This window comes from Streptomyces thermovulgaris (genome assembly GCF_002155915.1).
GTDB lineage: Bacteria > Actinomycetota > Actinomycetes > Streptomycetales > Streptomycetaceae > Streptomyces > Streptomyces thermovulgaris.
In genome coordinates this window covers 51,850-72,722 of record NZ_MUME01000011.1, presented here as the reverse complement: position 1 = coordinate 72,722, position 20,873 = coordinate 51,850, and the positions used below count along the sequence as shown (strand labels likewise).

The window sequence follows — 20,873 nt, the reverse complement described above, 5'->3', positions numbered from 1 at the left end:
CGGGCCGGTTCGTGCTGTGGGGGGTGGGCGCTCACCGCGGTGAGCGCCCACCCCCCACAGGCATTGGCCACGATCGCGGTGCCTCAGGGACGCATCCGGTCGAGCCAGCGCCAGCACTCCACGGCCAGCCGCAGGTGACCGGCTTCCTCGAAGAGGAGCGCCGCCTCCCTCATCTGCTCGACGGCCTCGGCGGGGCGGTCCAGGGCGGCCAGCGCACGCGCCCAGGTGGCGCAGAACTGCGCCCGGTCCCGGCCTCGGATCGACGGGTCTTTCGTGAGGGTGCGGCGGCACAGCTCCTCGGCCTCGGCCGCGGCACCGGTGGCCACCAGATGGCGGGCCTGAGCCCTCAGCAGAGCCGGCGTGGGAGGCCAGCCGCTGGCCTCCGTGATGGCCAAGGCGGCGTTCAGGTGCCGACGGGCCGTTTCGTCCTCGACGCCCAGGTCGATCAGCAGGGAGGCCAGGGCGGTGCAGAAGTGGAGCCACTCGCGGATGGGCAGGTTGCCGTTGCTCAGCATGTCGCGCGCGGCCAGCAGGTGGGTCACCGCTTCCTCGGCCCGGTTGTACCGGGTGAGCATGGTTCCCACGGACCAGTGGGCACGTCCCAGTACGGAGGGGGAGTCGATGTGCCGGGCCGCCTCGAGCAACTCGTCCGCCAGCGGCGTCAGGTCGGAGAGCTGCTCGTCGCCCTCGCACCTGACCGACAGTTCGACCGAGACCAGGCGGACGTGGTCGATGCTGTGGCGTGCGCCGGACGTTTCGATCATGGCCCGGCCGTCGGCCACCGCCGCGCGCGCCGCGGACATGTTCCCGGCGTCCCGGGCCGCGGCCGCCAGATCGGTGAGGATCCGCAGCCGGATGCCGGGCGAGTCGCCCTCCGTGAGCAGGCCCGCCACCGTGCTCAGCACGTCGAAGCGGCCCTGGGCGTCGCCCAAGGCGGCCAGCAGTTGCGCCAGCCGGAACGCGACCTGGAACAGTGCCCAGGACGGGGGAGAGGCCAGAAGCTCCTGGTACAGCGCCTCCAACCGTTCCCGGAGGACGTCCGGGGGCAGGTCCTCGGACCCGTCGGCCAGCAGGAGGGCGTCGGCCGCGGAGCCGTGAAGAACGGCGGTGGAGTCCCCGGCGGTGGCCGACGCCGTCACCGGGGTGTCCCGCGAGGACAGTTCGGGGAAGTCGACCGGAGACCCGGTGAGCGTCTCCAGACTCACCTCGAGCACGGAACTCAACTGCAGCAGGACGTCGAGGGTCGGTACCCGTCGCCCTGATTCGAGCAGCGAGATGTAGCTCGGAGTGATGCGCTCCCCGGCCAAGTCGCGCTGTGACAACGAGCGCTGCTTGCGCAGCTTGCGCAGCCGCTCTCCGAAGTCTGGCTGCTGAACCAGGGGGGACTTCATGTCGTGTCGCTCCAACAGGGGTGGACCCGGGAATCACTTGCCGCCCCTCACGACGGTAAATATGATACCCGGGCTCAAGTTGACTGAAGAAGCAACTGATGTCACTCCGTGTCGTGGAGCGTATGACTTACAGTCGCTTGATGTTAACGCCCTGGAGGGCCAAAGGATCTCAGACCTGGCAAGTGTAAGCAAGTGCAAGCAATGGGATGCACGGTGGTGCCGTACAGGTGTGCGGCGATCGCGGCATCCCATTACGGGGGGCGCGATGTCTGCTGAGTCGAATCATGTCAGTCACACGGATCCACTTCCCCGGGACGCCTGGTTACGGCGCCCTCCTCACAGTCTTGAGGAGGGGGCGCTGACAGGTTCCCCGCCCGACGGGGATCTCCTGAGGCGCCCGCTCGACCCGGAGGTCGCGTGCGGGCTTCCCTCGTGCAGCGACTGGCCCTGGTGACGGGCCGCCCTGCGCGATGACTATTGTCAACTCTCACCGTTGACGGGTAACTTGACTGCAGTTATCAATGCGGGGTGTCCTAGAAGGGTCTCCACCTCATGCCGATGTCAGGGAACCCGGACGACAGCGCAGCGCGTCCTCACGTCATCGTGATCCACCGGTGGCGGGACCGGTACGCGCACTACGAGGAATACCTCGACCACGCGGTGCATGCGGTCACCTATGTGACCACCGATGTGGGCGCGCAGGGCGTGCCCGCATCGGCGGCCGAGGTCGCACTGGTGCCGGCCACGGACGATCTGGCCGCGGTGACCGAGGCCGTCACGGGACTGGTCGGCCGGTTCGGCGCACCGAAGGCGATCGTGGCGCTCAAGGAGGACGATCTGCTGATCGCGGCCCGGCTGCGCGCCCGGTGGGGCCTGCCGGGCGCGACGACGGCCGACCTGCTGCCCTTCCGGGACAAGCTGGAGATGTGCCGGCGCATCGCGCGGGCCGGACTGCCAGTGCCGGCCTTCACCCCGGTCTCCACGGACACCGACGTGGTGGCATTCGCCGAGCGGCAGGGATGGCCCGTCGTCCTGAAGCCGTTGCAGGGCAGTTCGAGCGCGGGCGTCCGCCTGGTGCGCGGCCCCGGTGACCTTGCCGGGGTGTCCTGGCCCAAGGGCACGGTTCTCATGGCCCAGGCCCATGTGGCTCACCCGATCCATCATGTGGACGGCCTGTACCGCGACGGCCGGCTGGAGATCTGGCGGGTCTCGCGATACGTCAACGACTGCCTCGGCTTTCGCGACGGCGTCCCCTTGGGCTCGGTCGAGGTGGACGACCCGGCAGTCGTTGAGGCCGTCGGCACCTGGGCGCGGCGCTTCCTGGCCGCGCTCACCGACACAGCCACCGTCTTCCACCTGGAAGTCTTCGTCGACACCACCGAAAACGGCGCTGTGACCTGCACATTCCTGGAGATCGGCGCCCGCGTCGGCGGCGCCGAGATCCCCTTCATCTGGCGGGACGTGCACGGATACGACCTCATGGAGGCTGCGTTCGCCCTGCAGCTGGGTGAACAGCCGAAGAAGGCCGAGCAGCGCTCCACCGGCGTCGGAGGGTGGCTGCTGGTCCCCGCACCGGCCGAGCGGCCCTGCCGCATCACCCATGTCACCCCGCTGAAGGGCAGCGTGCCCGGCCTGTACGCAGAATCCCTGCTGGAGCCCGGCGAGATCCTGCCCCTGGCGGATGCCTACTACGAGCACGTCGGTGGCCGCTTCCGCTTCACCGGCCCGACGAGCGCGGCGGTGGAGCAGGCCATCCGCACCGCGTCGGCCCGCTTCCGGGTGGCGGCGCAGCCGTGCGGAGAACACCGAGCAGACCCGGTCCCGGCAGGGACGCACCCGAACAACACGGCAGGAGATCCGGCGTGACAGCCGCAGCACCCGTGGTCATTGTTGACCCCTACGCCCCGGCGCGAGGCTTCCCGGCCGCCTTCCGGGCGGCCGGTCATCCGGTGGTCCGCGTCCAGAGCACCCCCGAGGTGCCCCTGGTGTACCGCGGCTCCCTGGATTTGTCGGAGTACCAGGACAACCTCGTCTTCACCGGCGACCTCGAGGCGTTCACAAGGACGGTGCGTGCGCTCCGGCCGGCCGCGGTGCTCACCGGCAGTGAGATCGGGGTGGAGTTCGCGGACCTCCTGAGCGAGGCACTGGGACTGCCCGGCAACGGAACGGAGCTCAGCCGCGCCCGTCGCGACAAGTACGCCATGATCGAGAGGATCAAGGCGTGCGGAGTCCCCGGCGCCCGCCAGCTGCTGGTCGAGAGCGAGGAGCAGCTGCGCGCCTGGCACGAGCGCATCGGCGGCACGATCGTCCTCAAGCCGCTGCGCAGCGCCGCGGGCGACGGTGTCTCCTTCTGCTCCACACCGGACCAGTCCGCGGCCGCGTACAAGCTGCTCGCGGACCGGACCACCGTCTTCTCCGAGTCGGCGGCCGGAGTGGTGGCCCAGGAGTACCTGGTGGGCACCGAGTACATCGTCAACACCGTCAGTTGCCAGGGCCGCCACCAGGTGACCGACGCGTGGCAGACCGAGCGCATCTCCGTCAACGGCGTGACCGACCTGCTGGTCGAGACCTATCTGCTGCCAGCCGCGGACGCCGCGGTCCGGGAACTGACCCCCTATGCCTTCGAGGTGCTGGACGCCCTCGGCATCCAGTACGGGCCCGCCCACCTCGAGATCAAGCGCACCCCGAACGGGCCGCGCCTGGTCGAGATCGGCGCCCGTATCTCGGGAGGCGAGTTGCCGTACTACGCCCAGCGGGCCATCGGAGAAGGCCAGCTCGAATGGACGGTGGACGCCTACCTGCGTCCGGACCGCTTCGCGGCTCGGGCCGGGCAGAACTACCGAGTCCGCCGTGCCATCGGCTGGGCCGGTCTGGCGTCCCCGTACGAGGGCCGTCTCGTCGGCTACCGGGACCTCCAGAAGATCAGGGAGCTGCCGAGTGTCGTCGACGTCCGCACCCTGGTCCGCCCGGGTGAGTGGATCAGGCGCACTGTCGACGACATGACCTACCCTCTCACCGTCCGGCTGGAGCACGAGGTGCACGACGTGCTGCTGCGCGACCTCAACACCATCCGTTATCTCGACGGGGCCTTCATGTACGAGGTGGTCACCGACCGGCCGCCGCACGCGCACACCAGTTCCTGCACACGCTGACCGGGTGTGCACACTGCCCCTCGCGGCCCGCGGCGTCCACGCACGCACCGGCCGCCGGTGACCTGTCCGGCCGGAGTGAGGGCCGCGCGGGGCGCACCGCGCTCCCGACCCGGCCGTCCGGTCCCGCTCACCGCTCCAGCAGCATCCGCTGCAGCTCCCGGGCCGCCCGGGGCGGGTCCACGTCGCTGCGATGGGCCAGCGCGATCGTACGGTGCAGCCCCGGCCGGGCCAGCGGTGTGACCCGCAGACCCAGCCCGGCGCGGGTCGCCACCATGCGCGGTACGACGGCGACGCCCAGGCCCGCCCGCACGAACCCCAGCACCGCGTCCATCTCGCCGCCCTCGACCGCGAAGTCCGGCTCGAAGCCCTCGGCGCGGCACGCGGCGACCGTCAGCTCCCGCAGGTCGTACCCGTGCCGGAACATCACCAGGCGCTCGCCCTGCAGGTCAGCGATGCGGACCGTGCGGCGTCCCCGGCCGCCGGGCGGCGGCGCCTCCGGCGAGGACACCACCACCAGGTCCTCGCGCAGCAGCTCCACCGTGGTCAGGGCGGGGGAGGGGGTGGGCAGCGGAAGCACGATCAGCGCCAGGTCCAGGGCGCCGCGGGCCAGCTCCCGCACCAGGTCGTGCGAGCCGCCCTCCTCGATCAGCAGCCGGATGCCGGGATAGCGGTCGTGGAAGGCCCGCAGGACGTCCGGCAGCAGGCCGGTGCACAGACTGGGAGTGGCCCCCAGCCGCACCCGCCCCCGCCGCAGCTGCACCAGTTCCTGCACCGCGTGCCGCGCCGTGTCCGCGTCCGCGAGGATCCGCCGTGCCAGCGGCAGCAGCGCCTCCCCGGCGTCGGTGAGCGTGATGTTGCCCCGCGCCCGCAGGAACAGATCGGCGCCCAGCTCCCGCTCCAGCGCCTTGATCTGCTGCGACAGCGACGGCTGCGCCACATGGACCAGCTCGGCGGCCCGGGTGAAGTGCCGGGTCTCCGCAACCGCCACAAAGTACTGAAGCTGCTGGAACTGCACCCGACCAGCATACGTCTTCATAGGGATTGCCTATCGAAACAAGCTGCTCCATGTCTTGGACCGATAGGGCCTTTCGGCCCTACCTTCATGGGACATGGCACTGGCAACGCGGACGGACCGACGGCCGTCCATGGTTCGTACCATCTGGGGCTCGACCGTCGGCAAGAAGACCGTGATGGCGGTCAGCGGCTTGATCATGCTGCTGTACCTGGTCGTCCACATGCTCGGAAACCTGAAGATCTTCTTCGGGGCCGGAGAGTTCAACCACTACGCCCACTGGCTGCGGACCATCGGCGAGCCGTTCATGCACTACGAGTGGACGCTCTGGCTCGTCCGGGTCGTCCTGGTGCTCGCGGTCGTCGCCCACGCCGTCTCCGCGTACCAGCTCAGCCGACGCGACATCAAGGCGCGGCCGCAGAAGTACGTCCACTCCAAGCCCCGGGCGAGCTATGCCACCCGCACCATGCGCTGGGGCGGGGTCATCCTCGGTCTGTTCATCCTCTGGCACCTCCTCGACCTGACCACCGGCACCGTGCACACGGACTTCCAGCCGGGCCGGCCGTACCAGAACGTCGTGGCCACCTTCTCCACCTGGTACGGCAATGTGATCTACATCGTCGCCATGCTGGCGCTCGGCCTGCACATCCGGCACGGCCTGTGGAGCGCCGCCCAGACCCTCGGCGTCGGCAGCCGCGCCCGCGACCGCGCCCTGAAGGCCGCCGCCAACGTCCTCGCACTGCTGCTCACGGCCGGCTTCATCGCCGTCCCGGTGGGCGTCATGACCGGAGTGGTGAGCTGACATGACCTCCTACGTCGACTACACGGTCGGTGACCCGATCGCCGACACCAAGGCCCCGTCCGGCCCGATCCACGAGCGCTGGGACAAGCGCCGTTTCGAGGCCAAGCTGGTCAACCCGGCCAACCGGCGCAAGCGCACGGTGATCGTGGTCGGCACCGGCCTCGCCGGCGGCTCGGCGGGCGCCACCCTGGCCGAACAGGGCTACCGCGTCATCCAGTTCTGCTACCAGGACTCCCCGCGGCGCGCCCACTCCATCGCCGCGCAGGGCGGCATCAACGCGGCGAAGAACTACCGCAACGACGGCGACTCCATCCAGCGGCTGTTCTACGACACCGTCAAGGGCGGCGACTTCCGCGCCCGCGAGTCCAATGTGCACCGCCTGGCGCAGATCTCGGTGGAGATCATCGACCAGTGCGTGGCGCAGGGCGTGCCGTTCGCCCGCGAGTACGGCGGTCTGCTCGACACCCGTTCCTTCGGCGGCGTCCAGGTCTCCCGCACCTTCTACGCCCGCGGCCAGACGGGCCAGCAGCTTCTGCTCGGCGCCTACCAGGCGCTGTCCCGGCAGATCGCCGCCGGGAACGTCGAGATGCACGCGCGCACCGAGATGCTCGACCTGATCGTCGTCGACGGCCGGGCCCGTGGCATCGTGGCGCGCGACCTGGTCACCGGCAAGATCGACACCTACTTCGCCGACGCCGTCGTCCTCGCCACCGGCGGCTACGGCAATGTCTTCTACCTGTCGACCAACGCCATGAACTCCAATGCGACCGCCATCTGGCGGGCGCACCGGCGCGGCGCCTACTTCGCCAACCCCTGCTTCACCCAGATCCACCCCACCTGCATCCCGCGCACCGGCGACTACCAGTCCAAGCTCACCCTGATGAGCGAGTCGCTGCGCAACGACGGCCGCATCTGGGTGCCGAAGGCCAAGGGCGACAACCGTCCGCCGAACGAGATCCCCGAGGACGAGCGCGACTACTACCTGGAGCGCATCTACCCGTCCTTCGGCAACCTCGTCCCGCGTGACATCGCCTCCCGCGCCGCCAAGAACGTCTGCGACGAGGGCCGCGGTGTCGGCCCCGGCGGCCAGGGCGTGTACCTGGACTTCGCGGACGCGATCAAGCGGATGGGCAGGAAGGCCGTCGAGGCCAAGTACGGCAACCTCTTCGACATGTACCAGCGGATCACCGACGAGGATCCGTACGAGGTGCCGATGCGGATCTACCCCGCCGTGCACTACACGATGGGCGGCCTGTGGGTCGACTACGACCTGCAGACCACGATCCCCGGCCTGTTCGCGATCGGCGAGGCCAACTTCTCCGACCACGGGGCCAACCGCCTCGGCGCCTCCGCGCTGATGCAGGGCCTGGCCGACGGCTACTTCGTCCTCCCGCCCACCCTCAACGACTACCTGGCCCGCAACCCGAAGCTGGACCCGGTGACCGACGAGCACCCGGTGGTGCAGGAAGTGGTGGCGGAGACCGAGGCACGCCTCAACAAGCTCCTCTCCGTCGACGGCGACCGCACCCCCGACTCCTTCCACCGCGAGCTCGGCGAGCTGATGTGGGAGTACTGCGGCATGGCCCGCAACGACACCGGCCTGCGCAAGGCCCTGCAGCGCATCCCCGAGATCCGCGAGGAGTTCTGGAAGCGCGTCAAGGTCCCCGGCACCGGCGAGGAACTGAACCAGTCCCTGGAGAAGGCCAACCGCATCGTCGACTACCTGGAGCTCGCCGAGCTCATGTGCCTCGACGCCCTGCACCGCACCGAGTCCTGCGGCGGCCACTTCCGTGAGGAGTCCCAGACCCCCGACGGCGAGGCGGCCCGCAAGGACGACGAGTTCTCCTACGCCGCGGCCTGGGAGTTCACGGGCACGGGCAAGGCCCCCGTCCTGCACAAGGAAGACCTGGTCTTCGAGTACGTCCACCCCACTCAGCGGAGCTACGCATGAAGCTCACCCTGCGCGTCTGGCGCCAGAAGAACGCCGACGCCGAAGGCGCCATGGCCACCTACGAGGTGGATGGCATCTCGCCCGACATGTCCTTCCTGGAGATGCTGGACGTCCTCAACGAACAGCTCATCCTCTCCGGCGAGGACCCCGTCGCCTTCGACCACGACTGCCGCGAGGGCATCTGCGGCGCGTGCAGCCTGGTCATCAACGGCGAGGCGCACGGCCCCGAGCGCACCACCACCTGCCAGCTGCACATGCGGTCCTTCAAGGACGGCGACACCATCGACATCGAGCCGTGGCGGGCGGCGGCCTTCCCGGTGGTGAAGGACCTGGTGGTCGACCGGTCGGCCTTCGACCGCATCATCCAGGCCGGCGGCTACATCACCGCCCCCACCGGCTCCGCGCCCGAGGCCCACGCCACGCCCGTGCCCAAGGCGGACGCCGACTACGCCTTCGAGCACGCCGAGTGCATCGGCTGCGGCGCCTGCGTGGCGGCCTGCCCCAACGGCGCGGCGATGCTCTTCACCTCCGCCAAGATCAACCACCTCAACGTCCTGCCGCAGGGCGCCCCCGAGCGCGAGACCCGCGTGCTGAACATGGTGGCCCAGATGGACGAGGAGGGCTTCGGCGGCTGCACCCTGACCGGGGAGTGCGCCACCGCCTGCCCGAAGGGCATCCCCCTGACGTCGATCACCAACATGAACAAGGAGTGGCTGCGCGCGACCCGCAAGGCCGCCAAGCGGTAACCGGTAGCCGCGCAGTTCCTCGAGAGCGTTCGCCGAGGGGGCGGACGGACGGGGCCGGGAGTGGTGCTCATCCCGGCCCCGTCTCGTGTTGTCGGGAACACGTGCCGCCCGAGAGGGCGTGCCCTCGGGAGCGCAGGCCTCCGAGGGCGCAGCCCTTCGAGAAGACGGGCTTCGGGGACCGAGCAGGCAGGCTTCCGAGGACCGGGGACACGGACGCCCGGGAAGGCAGGCCCCCGGGAGAAGCACGGCCGTTGTCACACCCTCTCTGTAGTGTGCGCGCATGATCTTCGAACAACAGGGGAGGGAGCGGTTCCTCGACGCCGTGACCGGCTTCGAGGCCGCTGTACGGGCACAGGACGCCGACCGGTCGCAGCACACCTTCCAGGAGCTGCACACGTACTTCGACCAGGCGGGGGACCACGAGATCACGCAGGCCGGACCCCGGCTCGCCGCACTGCTGCCGAAGGTGCCGCCCGGACCGCGCGGTGTGGTGGCCGTGATGGCCGGCGCCTGCGTCGAACGCGGCGCGGACGCCACGCGCTGCGCACCGCACATCCTCGACGGGCTCGCCGACGCGCTCGCCGCCGCCGGGACGTTCTGCGAGCGCTGGGCGGCGACCGGGGGAGGGGACCTCCCCGAGCCGGACGCGGGCGGCCCGGGACCGGAGATCGTGGAGCGGGTCGGCTGGGAGGCCGCCACGGGCTGGTGGAGCCTGCCCCAGTGGGAGACGGCGTCCGTGGCGATGCTGAACCACCCCGCGGTGCGGACCGGGCTCGACAGCGCCCGGCGCACGGAACTGCTGCGCGCACTGTCCGCCGTGGAGGAGGCCTCCGGGCACCCCTTCAAGTGCCTGACCTACGCCCTGCTGGTGCTGGACGACGAACCCCTGGTCGTCATCCACCGTCCCAGCGGCACTGGTTACGCGCTGCGGATGCACGGCATCGGCGACAACTTCCAGCTGCACACGCTGCTCGCCGACGTCCTGGTGGGCGGCGGGCACATACCCGGCCGGGCACCCTCCGCCGAGGAGGCGGCCGTGTGCCGTGACGCACCGGGCCAGGTCCTCACCACCGGCTCCTTCAACCTCGTCGCCCCCAGCGGGGAGTGGATCTGGAACGAAGGCACGCCCAGCGACATCCCCGTGGTCGACGGCGTCCGTCTGCTGGTCCTCGACCCGCCGCCGTACGAGCGGAGCTGGCCGGCGGGACGGTTCTTCCCCGGCATGACGGGCGACCTGGTCCTGGAGCGCGTCCTCGACACGGCGGAGACCGAGCGGTGGGCGGCCCTGTGCACGCCGGCGGGGTGAGGCCCGGCTGACCGTGCGGGAGGGCCTCCGGCCCGCCCGCCGTTCAACAACCTCACACCCGGCCTCTTCGTGCCGGTCACGCTCCGGTCAGCGGACCCGGGGAGAACAGGACCTGCGGGCCGTACGCCACCGCCGGCCCGCACCTCGTTCCCCCGGCCCGTGACCTGGAGAGTGCCATGACCGCCCCCACGAGGCCCACAAGCCCTCCGCAGCCCGCGCGGCCCCCGTTGCCCGCCCGTTACACCGTCGCCCTCGCCCGGGACGAGGCGGAGGTGCGGGCCGCGCAGCGGCTGCGGTACGACGTCTTCGCCGGGGAGATGGGCGCCCGGCTGTCCACTCCGCTGCCCGGCCACGACATCGACCCCTTCGACGCCCACTGCGACCACCTGCTCGTGCACGACACCCTCACCGGGCAGGTCGTCGGCACTTACCGGCTGCTGCCGCCGGAGCGGGTCGCGGCCGCCGGAGGGCTGTACGCGGAGAGCGAGTTCGACCTGACCCCGCTGGACGCGCTCCGCCCCGGCCTGGTCGAGGTGGGCCGCTCCTGCGTGCACCCCGACCACCGCGACGGCACGGTCATCGGCCTGATCTGGGCCGGCCTGGCCCACTACATGCTCGACCGCGGCCACCAGTGGCTGGCGGGCTGCTGCTCGATCCCGCTGGCCGACGGCGGCGCGCTCGCCTCCGCCACCTGGGACCGGGTGCGCGCCAGGCACCTGGCCCCGCAGGAACACCGGGTCCGCCCGCTGCGGCCGTGGATCCCCCGGGCCGCGCCCGCGTCCGCCGCCCCCACCGAACTGCCCGCCCTGCTGCGCGGCTACCTCCGCCTCGGCGCCCGGGTCTGCGGCGAGCCCGCCCACGACCCGGACTTCGGGGTCGCCGACCTGTACGTCCTGCTGTCGATGCGCTCGGTCGGCCCCCGCTATCTGCGGCACTTCCTCTCCCTCCTGCCGGCCCGATGAGCACCTGGCTGCCCGGCGCGCCCTGCACCCCGAGGACGTGCGTGACGACGACACGGTCGACGGCACGGTCGGCGGCGGCCGTACCGCGTGCCGTGCTGCGGCTGACGCTGATCACGGCACTGGTGCTGACCGGGGCCGCCCTGGTGCCGCTGCGCCGGCGGATCCCCGCCGACTGGATCCGGCGCTGGTGCCGCGCGGTCGTACGGGCCTCGGGGCTCCGCCTCCGCATCACCGGCACCGCCCCGCCCACCGGCGGCCTCCTCCTGGTCGCCAACCACATCTCCTGGCTGGACGTCCCACTGCTGGCCGCGGTACGCCCGGCCCGGATGCTCGCCAAGGCGGAGATCCGCCGATGGCCGGTGGCGGGCGCGCTCGCGGCACGCGGCGGAACCCTGTTCATCGACCGGAACCGCCCGCGCGCCCTCCCGGACACGGTCGCCCGCATCACCGAGGCACTGCGCGAGGGCGCCGCGGTCGCCGCCTTCCCCGAGGGCAGCACCTGGTGCGGCCGTGCCCAGGGCCGTTTCCGCCGGGCCGTCTTCCAGGCCGCCCTGGACGCCGGCGCACCGGTCCAGCCGGTCCGCATCCGCTACCGCGCCCCGGGAGGAACGACCGGCACCGCCGCGGCCTTCGTCGGCGACGACTCCCTGGTGGCGTCCCTGTGGCGGGTGGCCTCGACCCGCGGCCTGACCGCCGAGGTCGAGGTGTGCCCCGTCATTCCCCCGGGCACCCACCCGGACCGCCGCACCCTGGCCCGCGCGGCCCAGCAGGGCCGGACGGCCGAACCCGGCTGGACGCACGCGGCGCTGATGGCGTAGGGAGCCGGAGAGCACGGACACCCGGCACGGTTGCGGACCGGGTCCGGCCGGCCGCCGAAGACGGAACCTCAGATCCCGGCGTCGCCCACGAGGACCAGACGCTCGGCGGCCTCCAGCCAGTCCAGATACCAGCGGGCGAACGTCAGCGGCTCACCCGACGCGTCGAGCCGGGGCACCAGGTCCGTACCGTCCTCGTCGGCCCGGTCGTCCGCCCATATGTGGCCGCGCTCGGGCCCGCTGAGGACCAGCCACTCGCGCAGGGCGCAGCCGCGGTGGCAGATCACGACGGCGCCGACGGTCCGGTCCGGGTTCCACATCAGCTCGACCCAGCGCTCCTCCCAGGCCTCCCTGCGCGCGTCGAATTCCTCGAGCCCGTCGGGTCCGTCGAAGTCCTCTTCCTCCGGGCACTCGTCCAGCAGAGCCCGCACCGCCGCCGCGTCCGGCCCCTGTACGGGAAAAGGCTCGGCGAGCCGCGACAGGTCCGTGAGGACCGCTCCGTCGCCCTCCCACCGCCAGCCGGCACCGGTCCTGCGGAGCGGAAAGACGCCGTAGGCCGGACCGGCACCACCGGCGCCCACGGTGAGGAGGAACTGCCGGTAGTCCTCGGGCAGCCGTACGCCGATCTGCGTCTCCAGCTCGGCCAGTTCCGCCGCCGTCAGCGGTTCCTCGAGACGAAAGCCGTGCCCGTGCGCGCCGAACACCTCAGTGCTCCGCGGACGCACGCCGACCGCCGCCACCCGCTCACGGACTCCCGCCCACATCTGCTGCTCAGCCATGCGCGGAGCGTATGCGTCACCACTGACACCCGGCCGCGGACCGACCCGCAGGCGGCTCCCCGGGTGGTCTTCGGGGCACCCGGAATCGGCAGCCCCTCAGGAGAACACGGAGAGCCCGTAAAGGACGAAGAGCATCAGGTGCGCCGCTCCGTGGAGGGCGGTCACACGCGGGCCCGTGAAGGTGATGAGAGTGAGCAGCAGGGACAGGCCGAGGAGGACGAGATGGGCGGGACTCTCGGCGAGGGTGACACCCTGTCCGGTGATCAGCCCGATCGTCAGCACGGCGGGGACGGTCAGACCGACCGTGGAGACCAGAGCACCGTGACAGAGATTGCTCACCCGCTGGATCTCTCCGTTCAGGGCGGCGCGGATCGTGGTGATCGTCTCGGGCAGGAACACGATCGTCGCAATGAGGACGCCCGACAGCGCCACCGGTGCCCCGGCCCGGCCGAGCCCGTCGTCGAGAAGGGCGGCCATGTCGTGGGAGAGCAGCACGATCGGGACCACGGTCGCCACGAGCAGCACGGTGCGGGCGACGGCCTCCGACCGGTGGCGGATCAGCACGTCGAAGGGCCTGTTCCTCTGCTGCTCGGCCTCCGGGGCCGGAGCGTCCGCACCACCGCGGCTCGGGACGACTTCCTGAAAGTCCATGCGCTGGGCGCCCGTCTGCCGGTGGAGGAAGAACCCGTACAGGAACACGGTGAGGATGACGATCGGGATCCTCTGCCCCGTCGTGTAGGTGCCTTCCGTGCCGATGAGACCGGGGAAGGCGAACGCGACGGCAAGGAGGACCGTGAGAAAGGCCAAGTAGGCCGAGACTCCGGCGCGGTTGGGACGGAGGTCGTCGTGGCGCAGGCCCCCTGCGAGCAGGGCCACGCCGATGACGAGGTCGAGGATGATCATCGACACCGCCATGACGGAGTCACGGGCGACGGTGGCGTGCTCACCCGGGCCCAGCATCACCGCCGAGATCAGGACGACCTCGATCAGCACGATGGAGAGGGTGAGCACAAGGGTGCCGTAAGGGTCTCCGAGCCGGCGCGCAAGGTGCTCGGCCTGGGTGACCACCCCGAAGGCACAGACGACGATCACCGTGACGATCCCCGCGAGCACCGCCCACAGCGCCGGAGCCGGCAGACGTCCGGAGAGAAAGGGGGCGGCGAGGAAAAGGGCGAGGAACGCGCCCCACCCGAGGGCGAGCCGGAGGACCACGGTCGGGGTGAGGACGGTGCGAAGAACGGAAACCGTGGGCACAGAGGTCAACGCGTTCTGCAGGGTCGTCCCTGCTCGTCACCTTGCCGACGGGTCGTCCCGCCGGACATCTTCCGGCCTCACCCTACCCGGCGCCGTGCCGCCGTCCGTGGGCGCGATCGCACGTGGTCGTGGACCGGGGGGTACTGGGGCCGGGCTCCCTCCGCGCCGTGAGCGGCCGGGCCCGCGGGGAGGAGCACCGGCCGTGTTCCGCCGTGCCGGCCGTCCGGCGGCCCGGCCCCGGAACACCGCCTCAGATACGGCGCACCGTGTGCAGCGACCTGGCGTACAGGCCCGTGCCGTCGAGCAGCGAGGGGCCGCCCAGGTCGGACATGGTGGGCCCGTTGACCGTCTTGCGGCTGGACAGGAAGCGGCGCTTGCCCGCCGCATCCCGCCCGAGGTAGATCCCGACGTGGTCGACCGTGACGGACCCCTGGTCCTCGTCGTCCCCGGAGTCGGCGTTGAACAGGACGAGATCGCCGGGCTGGAGCAGGTCGGCGGCCGGCGGACGGGTGCCGTCGGTCCGGTCGATGAGCACACCGGGCGCGTGGTCGGCCATGTCGCGGGACTTGCGCGGTATCCGTGTCCCCGACGTGTCTGCCTTCGCGGCCATGGGCACGCCCATGTGGTAGCCGTAGACCATGCGCGTGTAGCCGGAGCAGTCGAGATTCCCGACCTGCTTGCTCGACGGACCGGTGTAGGTGCCGTCGGGGAACGTCCAGCCGATGCCCATGTACTCGTGGAAGTCGGCACCCTCCAGGCGGTACCCCTGCGCGTCCAGATAGCCGTAACCGGCCTCGCCCAGAACCTGTTTGCCCTGCGCCGGACCGTCCCCGGCGGTGACCGCGGGGGCGCCCGCGAGGAACATCGCCGCACAGGCGAGCACATCCGGCGCGGTGGAGCCGGCCCAGCCGCGGATCGTCTGCTCCAGCTCGGGCGTCCAGGTGCCGTCGAAGGGCTCCGGCAGCACTCGCACCCAGTCGTCGTGGGTGACGCTCGGCGGGGTGTGCCAGGTGGCGGCGCTCACCTCGAAGCGGCTCACCTTCAGGGTGACCGGCAGGCTGGTGCAGCCGCTGTTGGCCAGGACGCGCAGGCCCACCCGGCCCTTGCCGAAGGTCGCGTCGTCGATGTCGAAGTTCCACGCGGACGGCTCGGCGGCGTCGGAACGCCATGCCTTGGCCCGGATCCGGGAGCCCTCGCGGCGCACCCGGATCGTCCAGTCCGTGTTCGCGGGGTTGTTCGTCGCCAGCGTGAGCGCCGAGGCCAGCTGGGTGACGGCGTCGTCGACCTCCTTCTCGATGCGGAACTGGACCGCTCCGCCGGTCGTGAAGGACAGCCGGGCCCGGTAGTTGTTGTGGGTGTCCTGGTAACCGAAGGTCAGGCCGTACGAACAGGCGTCACCGGTGGGCACCTTGTCGAACCTGGCCACGGACCGTACGTCGACATCGGTGATCTCGTCGTCCCGCAGACTGGCGTGCCGGCTGACACCCGTGGTGGTGAGGACGACCAGACCGGTGCCCGGCACGACCGAGTAACTGTCGGAGCTGGAGGGGAGCGTGCTCCAGCTGCCGCCGCCGGGCGAGCTTCCCCAGCCCGTCAGCGTGCGCTGGAAGTCGTCCACGAAGGGCCGTTTGTTCTCGGTGAACGTCCTGCGCGGGCCCGGCAGGACGACGGTCCGGGCGCCGTGGGTCAGCAGCGCGACGCGCTTGCCGTTCGAGGTGACCTCCGTGCGGGCCGGAGTCCCCGGCAGCACCGTGGTGGTGAGCGGGGAGGTCAGGGTCACCGGCGTGAAATACGAGGCGTTCAACGGGGCCAGAGTCACCGAGGAGCGGGCCGAGGTCAGACCGGCCGGCGCCGGGAGGGGATCGACCGGCGCGGGGGCGGCATCGGCGTGGGCCGAAGGCGCGGCCAGACCGGTGAGCGGGACGGAGGCGGCGGAGACGGCGAAGGCGGCGAGCAGGCCGCGACGAGAAGGATGGATCATGGAGTCCATGATCCATCCTGCGTGTGCCCGAGGGCGCTGAACTTTCCTGTCTCCGGCCCTACTTCGCCGCGAGTGCCACGAACGCCGCCCACTCGTCCCGGCCGACCCGCAGCACCGGCCCGCCGCCCGCGGCCTTCGAGTCCCGTACGTACACGGCCTGTGAGTCGACGGCCACTTCCACGCAGTCGCCGCCGCCCGATCCGCTGTGGCTGCTCTTGAACCAGCGCAGCTCGTCGACGTGCTCGGATGCCTGCTTCACGCTCATGTCTCCCCAACCAGCCGTTCGATGAGCCGCGCGGACTCGGTGCTGTTCAGAGCCTGCGATCGCAGCTTGCCATACCGCAACCCGGAGGCGCTGACTTCTGCCGGATCGTGGACGACGCATCCGACTTCCTGCGACTCGATGTACCCGAGGTGCTGGTGTTCCCCGGTTTCCAGTACCACGAACGGCCCGTTGAGGCCGGAGTGGAAACCGCACGCGGCAGGCATGACCTGGATCTCGACGTTGCGCAACGCACCCACGTCCAGCAGGTGTTGCCATTGTTCCCGCATGAGTTCCCTGTCACCCACCGGATTGCGCAGCGCTTCCTCGCCGATGATGAACGACAGTTCGGCGAGCGGCATCCGCGACAGGAGCTTCTGTCGGCTCAGCCGTGCCTCCGTGTGCTGGTCGATGATCTCCTCGTTCAAGGGCGGGCAGTGCCCGGCGAACAAGGCCCGTGCGTACGCCTCCGTCTGCAACAACCCCGGTACCAGCAACGGGTCGTAGGAGAAGCGACTCACCGCTTCTGCTTCGAACAGGGCGAAGTTGCGGAAGAACCGGGGCAACTTCGCCCGGTCCACCTCGTCCTGAAGCGCTTCCAGGGCTCCGTCCGCGTTCAGCACCCGGTCCGCCGCCACCGTGAATGCCGCCTTGGCCGGCCGCCGCCCCTGCTCGACCGAGGCAACCTGCTCCAGTGAGTAGCCGATGGCGTCGCCGAGTTGCTGCTGGTTCATCCCCGATCGCTTCCGCAGGTACTGGAGCAGCGCACCGTACGCCCTCCACACGCCCGGCAGCTCGGGCTTCTCATCCCCGGTCCTCGCCACCCGGCTGTTCCGCGCGTCCCGTGCCTTCACGCTCCCACGCCCTTTCGTCCCCAGGGGTGCAACCCCGCCCGCATTCACCCACGGCCGCGCTCGTCATCCGTACGCCACCGGGGACATGCCCAACGCGACCTCGCGGGACGAGGCACGGCGAGCGCCCCGTACAGCAGTCGTACATGCCGCGTACGACCAGGGCCGCGTACGACCAGAACCACATACGACCGGGGCAGTCAGGGCACCCGTCGACACGCCCGGCGCGGGGAGCGGGCGTGAGCACCGGTCAGTCGTCGTGCGGTGCCGCCGCGGCGCGGTCGGCGCGTCCGCCGGCACCGAGGCGGCCCGTGGCGCGCAGGGGCCGTCCGGAGTCCAGGCGGGGCAGTGTGCGGCGGGACATCCGGAGGACGACGGGAGGCACGGCCGCACGCGCCACCTGGAGCACACGCAGCCACGACGGTACGTAGACGGCGCTGCGGCGGCGCTCCACCGCGCGTGCCAGGCGGGCGGCGACCAGGTCGGCCGAGTGGACGGTGCGGACGAGCGGGGGCATGCGGGTGCGCAACTCGTGCATCGCGGTGAACCGTTCGGCGTCGCGGATCATGTCGGTGTCCGTCCAGGCCGGATAGGCGATGCCCACCGCGACCCCTTGGTGCGCCACTTCCGCCCGCAGTGCGTGGGCGAAGGCTTCCGCGCCCGCCTTGGAGGCGCAGTAAGCACTCATCATCGGGGTGGCGCCGAGCGACGCCAGCGAGGCGACCTGCAGGAAATAGCCGGCCGTCGCCACCAGGTCGGGCAGGAAGGCCCGTGCCGTGTGGGCGCTGCCCGTCAGGTTCACGTCGATGACCCGGCGCCACGAGGCGGCATCCGAGGTCGCGAAAGGGCCCCCTTCGGCGATTCCCGCGTTCGCCACGACCACCGACGGCCGGCCGAGACGTCCGCGGACCTCGTCTGCCGCATCCCCCAGCGCGGTGCTGTCGGTGACGTCGACTTCGAGCGCCAGCGCCGGGGTGGGCAGGGAGGCCGCCAGCGTGCGCAGCCCGGGCCCCTCGTGGCCGAGGAGTGCCAGGCGTGCTCCGCGCCGGGCCAGTTCGCGCGCCAGCGCCGCGCCCAGCCCGCGGGCGGCTCCGGTCACCACGGCGGTCCGGCCCCGGAGGGGGCTGCTGCCCGTCACCGGCCGTTCCTTCGCCGCCGGTCCAGCCTCATGCCCGCCTCACGGACCGCTCCCGCCAGATGGCGGGCCCTGGGGCCGTTTCGCGCCGGAGGGTTCTCCTCGGGCCGCCCGCTTTGTCCGGTCCGCGGCAGCGAGCGGGCCGGCGCCTTGCCCGGAGGGTCGAGCCAGCGGGTGGAGATGTGCACTCCGCCGACCAGACGCCCGCCCGAGGTCTTGACGGCGGCCAGGCAGAAGCGGACCCACATGTTGAGCTGGATCTCCTTCGCCAGACGCAGGTGCGAGTACAGCAGGTGCACCAGGCGGCTGCCGGGGCAGGCCCACAGCTCGATCTCGAACACCAGCAGGTCGCCCTCCTGCCGCGCATGGAACTGCACCTGCCCGGCCTCCATGTGGCCGCGCAGGGTCGCCAGGCGCAGGGAGTGCGCGTCGCGGTGCACGACCCTGACGGGACCGTTCCAGGGGCCCGGCATCTCCACCAGCAGTTCGTCCCCGACGTCCAGGCCGTGGTCGCGGAGCTCACCCGTGTGGATGTCGACCACTTCCGTGGGGACGAAGTGCTTGAAGTCCCGGCAGACCCAGGTGATGAGCCGGTCCGCCTCGAGGCCGGCCCCGGCGATGTTCACCCGGAAGAGGCGGTGGTACAGGGGGCCGCAGCCGTCCTCGGGCTGCTGCAACCGGTCGTCGACCACGTCCGGGGACAGAGGCGGCGGGCGGTCCCGCTCGTCGCCCCGGCACTCGCCGCCACGGCGGAGGGGAGTGGTCTCCCAGAGATAGCGCCAGGTGACCAGCACCGTGCCCAGGAGCCACCGCCCCAGCACGGCGAGTACGCGAGGACAGCGGGGCTCCGACATCCGCGCCCCCTTGAGAAGGCTAAACAGGAGAAACTTCATACATAGGTATAAACACGTGTATACCCTGGTATAGCGATGGGGACAAAGTGGCGACGTCGCAAGCGGACGAATCCGGAGGCCCCCATGGTGGTCCGGCTCCTGCATCGGGTGGGCGTACGCCGCACCCACCTGCACCTCTCCTCACTCGGAGCGATCGTTCTGTGCGTGTCGCTGTGGGTGCGCGCGAAGACCGTCGACCAGGAACAGCGGGGGAACGCCGAGCGCCGCGCGCTCTTCGTGGGACTGTGGCCGCCGACGATGTGGCTGATCGGCGAGTCACTGCCGGACTCCGAGTGAACCTGAGTGAATCCGAGTGGTCCCGGTGATTCCCGTGGGTGACTGGACGTTCGGGCGGATCGACACCGTACGGGCGTGGAGGGAACTCACGGACGCACGCGTCAACTACTCGGCCGACGAGGTCCGCCGGCCGTCCTGGAACATCGACACCTACCGCACCGTGCTGCCGGGGGAGCGGCCGGGCCCTCCGGAGCCGGGAGGGTCCTGGGAACACGCCTGCCGGCTGGTCCGCGACTACCAGTTCTCCCCGCCGGAGATCGTCCGGGCCCTGTACGACCCGACCACACCGCTGCTCGGCCGCGACATGCTGCTCGAGGCCCGTTTCCACGGCATGCACTTCTACTGCGGTGTGCGCATCACCGAGGTGGTGGACGAGACCCGGGACACCACGGACCGCGTCTGGGGGTGGGCCTACGAGACCCTGGAGGGGCACCTGGAGCGCGGCAAGGCCACCTACGAGGTGGTCAAGCGGCAGAGCACGGGGCAGGTGCAGTTCGTGGTCTCCTGCTACTCGCAGGGCGCTCCCACTCTGGACCGGATCACTTCCCTCGGGTGGCGGCTGTTCGGCCGCCGCACCCAGCTGCGGTTCTACCGCCGGTGCGGCGAGCGTCTGCGGGGTTTCGTCGAGGCCGTGCTGCGCGACGGGCACCCGGGCCTCGGGCCCCCGGCCGGTGTCGGACACCTGGTGTGCGCGCCCTCCGACGCGAGGATGCGTCGCCTGGACGCGCTGGCGATCCGCCGCGTGGCCCCCGGCCGGGCCACCGGGCGTGCCGCCGACGCCCGGCCGCCGGCTTCCTGACGTCCGCCGCGGCGCATCGGTGCGTACGCCGGCGTCATGGAGCGGGCGGGCGCCCTGTGCCGAGTGTTGTCTTCGTTCCTCCCGCTCCCCTCGTTGTTCCTTCCGCTCCCCTCGTTGTTCCTCCCGCTCCCCTCGTTCTCCTCGACCGTCCTTTCGTGCCCGTACATGCCTCTGCCCGCCTGCCCGTCTTGAGGCGGGTGCAGGGCCGGTCGGTCGTACGAAGGGGGCGGTCGGCCTGGTGTGCGGTGTGCCCCGGTGTGCTGTCGAAGCCTGTCCCTCACTCGAGGGATTCCGAAAGGAAGCGCAGGTCCGATCATCACCCAGTCAGGTGAATTTGCCGACGAGTACGGAACCTCCTGGGGTGCCGGCACGTACTGTCGGACATGGGACCGACCATGGATGCGCAGGTGCCGGAATCGAGTCGGCCGTGCTCGTGGCTCCGGAGACCGGCCATCCACGGCGCCGAGGACACCACACCGGGAGCA

Annotated in this window: 19 protein-coding genes; 10 read left to right on the top strand and 9 right to left on the bottom strand. The window is 71.1% G+C overall.

Annotated elements, in window-relative coordinates; genetic code table 11:
- Window positions 1-83: 83 nt before the first annotated feature.
- A complete protein-coding gene (locus CCN35_RS01215) occupies window positions 84-1,391 on the bottom strand; it encodes a helix-turn-helix domain-containing protein (RefSeq protein WP_086791239.1) in 1,308 nt (435 codons plus the stop codon).
- 552 nt (window positions 1,392-1,943) lie between these two features.
- Between CCN35_RS01215 and CCN35_RS28830 the strand changes: the two genes are divergently transcribed.
- Together CCN35_RS28830 and CCN35_RS28825 are read left to right on the top strand one after the other, a co-directional pair.
- Window positions 1,944-3,257 (top strand): ATP-grasp domain-containing protein, encoded by a 1,314-nt coding sequence (locus CCN35_RS28830; protein ID WP_245862959.1) that lies wholly within the window; start codon window positions 1,944-1,946, stop codon window positions 3,255-3,257.
- Window positions 3,254-4,543 (top strand): ATP-grasp domain-containing protein, encoded by a 1,290-nt coding sequence (locus CCN35_RS28825; protein WP_245862958.1) that lies wholly within the window; start codon window positions 3,254-3,256, stop codon window positions 4,541-4,543. Before CCN35_RS28830 ends, CCN35_RS28825 begins: the two co-directional genes overlap by 4 nt.
- 127 nt (window positions 4,544-4,670) lie before the next feature.
- On the opposite strand, the gene CCN35_RS01205 is transcribed toward CCN35_RS28825, so the two are convergent.
- Window positions 4,671-5,558 carry a LysR family transcriptional regulator gene (locus CCN35_RS01205; RefSeq protein WP_067388538.1) on the bottom strand — a complete coding sequence of 296 codons (888 nt, stop codon included), beginning with the start codon at window positions 5,556-5,558 and terminating at the stop codon, window positions 4,671-4,673.
- Between the two features lie 130 nt (window positions 5,559-5,688).
- Here CCN35_RS01205 and CCN35_RS01200 point away from each other — a divergent pair, with 130 nt between their 5' ends.
- The 6 genes from CCN35_RS01200 (at window position 5,689) to CCN35_RS01175 (ending at window position 12,140) form a co-directional block, all read left to right on the top strand.
- Window positions 5,689-6,357, top strand: a complete 669-nt coding sequence (locus tag CCN35_RS01200) for a succinate dehydrogenase (protein WP_067388541.1) — start codon at window positions 5,689-5,691, stop codon at window positions 6,355-6,357.
- Between the two features lies 1 nt (window position 6,358).
- On the top strand, window positions 6,359-8,308 hold the full coding sequence (locus CCN35_RS01195; protein ID WP_086791237.1) for a fumarate reductase/succinate dehydrogenase flavoprotein subunit: 1,950 nt from the start codon (window positions 6,359-6,361) through the stop codon (window positions 8,306-8,308).
- Window positions 8,305-9,054, top strand: coding sequence for a succinate dehydrogenase/fumarate reductase iron-sulfur subunit (locus tag CCN35_RS01190; RefSeq protein WP_086791235.1), 750 nt, complete (start codon window positions 8,305-8,307; stop codon window positions 9,052-9,054). The genes CCN35_RS01195 and CCN35_RS01190 overlap by 4 nt, the downstream gene beginning before the upstream one ends.
- Before the next feature lie 280 nt (window positions 9,055-9,334).
- Entirely contained in the window at window positions 9,335-10,360 is a 1,026-nt protein-coding gene (locus CCN35_RS01185; RefSeq protein ID WP_086791234.1) for a hypothetical protein, read from the top strand.
- Between the two features lie 176 nt (window positions 10,361-10,536).
- The gene (locus tag CCN35_RS01180) at window positions 10,537-11,322 is read left to right on the top strand and encodes a GNAT family N-acetyltransferase (RefSeq protein WP_086791232.1); all 786 of its coding nucleotides are present in this window, start codon (window positions 10,537-10,539) and stop codon (window positions 11,320-11,322) included.
- Window positions 11,319-12,140 (top strand): lysophospholipid acyltransferase family protein, encoded by an 822-nt coding sequence (locus tag CCN35_RS01175; RefSeq protein WP_067388556.1) that lies wholly within the window; start codon window positions 11,319-11,321, stop codon window positions 12,138-12,140. Before CCN35_RS01180 ends, CCN35_RS01175 begins: the two co-directional genes overlap by 4 nt.
- A gap of 68 nt (window positions 12,141-12,208) precedes the next feature.
- Here CCN35_RS01175 and CCN35_RS01170 read toward each other — a convergent pair whose 3' ends face one another.
- The 7 genes from CCN35_RS01170 to CCN35_RS29100 all read right to left on the bottom strand — a co-directional run bounded on the left by CCN35_RS01170 (window position 12,209) and on the right by CCN35_RS29100 (window position 19,253).
- The gene (locus CCN35_RS01170) at window positions 12,209-12,916 is read right to left on the bottom strand and encodes an SMI1/KNR4 family protein (RefSeq protein ID WP_211285477.1); all 708 of its coding nucleotides are present in this window, start codon (window positions 12,914-12,916) and stop codon (window positions 12,209-12,211) included.
- Window positions 12,917-13,012: 96 nt separating this feature from the next.
- Window positions 13,013-14,170, bottom strand: coding sequence for a calcium:cation antiporter (locus tag CCN35_RS01165; protein WP_086791229.1), 1,158 nt, complete (start codon window positions 14,168-14,170; stop codon window positions 13,013-13,015).
- 250 nt (window positions 14,171-14,420) lie between these two features.
- Window positions 14,421-16,160 (bottom strand): NlpC/P60 family protein, encoded by a 1,740-nt coding sequence (locus CCN35_RS01160; protein WP_245862957.1) that lies wholly within the window; start codon window positions 16,158-16,160, stop codon window positions 14,421-14,423.
- A 49-nt stretch (window positions 16,161-16,209) separates the two neighbouring features.
- Window positions 16,210-16,416, bottom strand: coding sequence for a DUF397 domain-containing protein (locus tag CCN35_RS01155; protein WP_067388560.1), 207 nt, complete (start codon window positions 16,414-16,416; stop codon window positions 16,210-16,212).
- On the bottom strand, window positions 16,413-17,237 hold the full coding sequence (locus tag CCN35_RS01150) for a helix-turn-helix domain-containing protein (RefSeq protein WP_086791227.1): 825 nt from the start codon (window positions 17,235-17,237) through the stop codon (window positions 16,413-16,415). Before CCN35_RS01150 ends, CCN35_RS01155 begins: the two co-directional genes overlap by 4 nt.
- A gap of 277 nt (window positions 17,238-17,514) precedes the next feature.
- Window positions 17,515-18,402 (bottom strand): SDR family oxidoreductase, encoded by an 888-nt coding sequence (locus tag CCN35_RS01145; RefSeq protein ID WP_086791225.1) that lies wholly within the window; start codon window positions 18,400-18,402, stop codon window positions 17,515-17,517.
- Window positions 18,399-19,253 carry a DUF1990 domain-containing protein gene (locus tag CCN35_RS29100; RefSeq protein ID WP_245862955.1) on the bottom strand — a complete coding sequence of 285 codons (855 nt, stop codon included), beginning with the start codon at window positions 19,251-19,253 and terminating at the stop codon, window positions 18,399-18,401. The genes CCN35_RS01145 and CCN35_RS29100 overlap by 4 nt, the downstream gene beginning before the upstream one ends.
- A gap of 123 nt (window positions 19,254-19,376) precedes the next feature.
- Between CCN35_RS29100 and CCN35_RS01135 the strand changes: the two genes are divergently transcribed.
- Window positions 19,377-19,589, top strand: coding sequence for a hypothetical protein (locus CCN35_RS01135; protein WP_067388566.1), 213 nt, complete (start codon window positions 19,377-19,379; stop codon window positions 19,587-19,589).
- A 34-nt stretch (window positions 19,590-19,623) separates the two neighbouring features.
- On the top strand, window positions 19,624-20,388 hold the full coding sequence (locus CCN35_RS01130) for a DUF1990 family protein (RefSeq protein WP_236560522.1): 765 nt from the start codon (window positions 19,624-19,626) through the stop codon (window positions 20,386-20,388).
- The last annotated feature ends 485 nt before the right edge of the window (window positions 20,389-20,873 follow it).

Bases quoted from the DNA above. Each gene is read 5' to 3' on its own strand.
- CCN35_RS01190 (WP_086791235.1), top strand. From the start codon at position 8,305: ATGAAGCTCACCCTGCGCGTCTGGCGCCAGAAGAACGCCGACGCCGAA.
- CCN35_RS28830 (WP_245862959.1), top strand. From the start codon at position 1,944: ATGCCGATGTCAGGGAACCCGGACGACAGCGCAGCGCGTCCTCACGTC.
- CCN35_RS01215 (WP_086791239.1), bottom strand. From the start codon at position 1,391: ATGAAGTCCCCCCTGGTTCAGCAGCCAGACTTCGGAGAGCGGCTGCGC.
- CCN35_RS01170 (WP_211285477.1), bottom strand. From the start codon at position 12,916: ATGGCTGAGCAGCAGATGTGGGCGGGAGTCCGTGAGCGGGTGGCGGCG.
- CCN35_RS01175 (WP_067388556.1), top strand. From the start codon at position 11,319: ATGAGCACCTGGCTGCCCGGCGCGCCCTGCACCCCGAGGACGTGCGTG.
- CCN35_RS01135 (WP_067388566.1), top strand. From the start codon at position 19,377: ATGGTGGTCCGGCTCCTGCATCGGGTGGGCGTACGCCGCACCCACCTG.
- CCN35_RS01185 (WP_086791234.1), top strand. From the start codon at position 9,335: ATGATCTTCGAACAACAGGGGAGGGAGCGGTTCCTCGACGCCGTGACC.
- CCN35_RS01200 (WP_067388541.1), top strand. From the start codon at position 5,689: ATGGTTCGTACCATCTGGGGCTCGACCGTCGGCAAGAAGACCGTGATG.
- CCN35_RS01195 (WP_086791237.1), top strand. From the start codon at position 6,359: ATGACCTCCTACGTCGACTACACGGTCGGTGACCCGATCGCCGACACC.
- CCN35_RS29100 (WP_245862955.1), bottom strand. From the start codon at position 19,253: ATGTCGGAGCCCCGCTGTCCTCGCGTACTCGCCGTGCTGGGGCGGTGG.
- CCN35_RS01155 (WP_067388560.1), bottom strand. From the start codon at position 16,416: ATGAGCGTGAAGCAGGCATCCGAGCACGTCGACGAGCTGCGCTGGTTC.
- CCN35_RS01160 (WP_245862957.1), bottom strand. From the start codon at position 16,160: ATGGACTCCATGATCCATCCTTCTCGTCGCGGCCTGCTCGCCGCCTTC.
- CCN35_RS01180 (WP_086791232.1), top strand. From the start codon at position 10,537: ATGACCGCCCCCACGAGGCCCACAAGCCCTCCGCAGCCCGCGCGGCCC.